A 749-nucleotide genomic window follows, 5' to 3' on the forward strand; every position below is an offset into this window, starting at 1 on the left:
TTGCTTGTGAATATTGCGTTCATTAAATCGGAGTTGAGGTGCCGCAGCAGTTGTCCGGTAATGTCCGGCATCCCACTGAGCAGACGTGAGCGTTCCGCACGAGATACATGGTAAGTCGCGGTCTCTTTCTCTGATGAAGGCGTTTACGGCTTGTTGGGCTTGTTTAATCCAGTAACTGCGGGGCTTTAAGGCGAGTTTTCGAATCTTAAGTTTATCTTTCTGTTTCTGCTCCTCTCGTCGTCGTTTCTTCTCTGCTGCTTTTTCCGCTTTTTCGCGTTCTTTACTTCGTCGTTCGAGTGCTATCTTGGTTCCACACTCTGGAGAGCACCACCACTGATTAGCGAATGCAGGGTGAAACCATTCCCGGCATTCATCGTTTTTACATCGTCTTCGCGCTGGTTTAGCCATCATCTTCTTCCTCGTGCATCGAGCTATTCGGATCGCTCATCAGTTCTGCGCAGCAGTGCTCACACACGTGAACTTCCAGCACATGCAGCTTCTGACCGCAGTTAGCGCACGTTAAAGCTCGCTCGACGCTTTCTTGTTCGTAACTTCGATTTTGGTCAATCACCTTGTTTTCCTCGCACGACGTCTTAGCCACCGGATATCCCACAGGTGAGCCGTGTAGTTGAAGGTTTTTACGTCAGATTCTTTTGGGATTGGCTTGGGTTTATTTCTGGTGCGTTTCGTTGGAAGGTATTTGCAGTTTTCGCAGATTATGTCGGTGATACTTCGTCGCTGTCTCGCCA

Annotated in this window: 3 protein-coding genes; all 3 read right to left on the reverse strand. The window is 48.9% G+C overall.

Annotated elements, in window-relative coordinates; translation table 11 throughout:
• Positions 1-408, reverse strand: a 408-nt coding sequence (locus P3R27_RS14500; protein WP_246194532.1) for a recombination protein NinG, incomplete at its 3' end; no start/stop codon positions are given.
• On the reverse strand, positions 401-613 hold the full coding sequence (locus P3R27_RS14505) for a protein NinF (protein ID WP_306424353.1): 213 nt from the start codon (positions 611-613) through the stop codon (positions 401-403). The genes P3R27_RS14500 and P3R27_RS14505, both read right to left, overlap by 8 nt.
• Positions 568-729 carry a NinE family protein gene (locus P3R27_RS14510; RefSeq protein WP_080444705.1) on the reverse strand — a complete coding sequence of 54 codons (162 nt, stop codon included), beginning with the start codon at positions 727-729 and terminating at the stop codon, positions 568-570. The genes P3R27_RS14505 and P3R27_RS14510 overlap by 46 nt, the downstream gene beginning before the upstream one ends.
• Between the last annotated feature and the right edge of the window lie 20 nt (positions 730-749).

The sequence above is a fragment of the Enterococcus spodopteracolus genome (assembly GCF_030441955.1).
Taxonomy (GTDB): domain Bacteria; phylum Bacillota; class Bacilli; order Lactobacillales; family Enterococcaceae; genus Enterococcus_B; species Enterococcus_B spodopteracolus.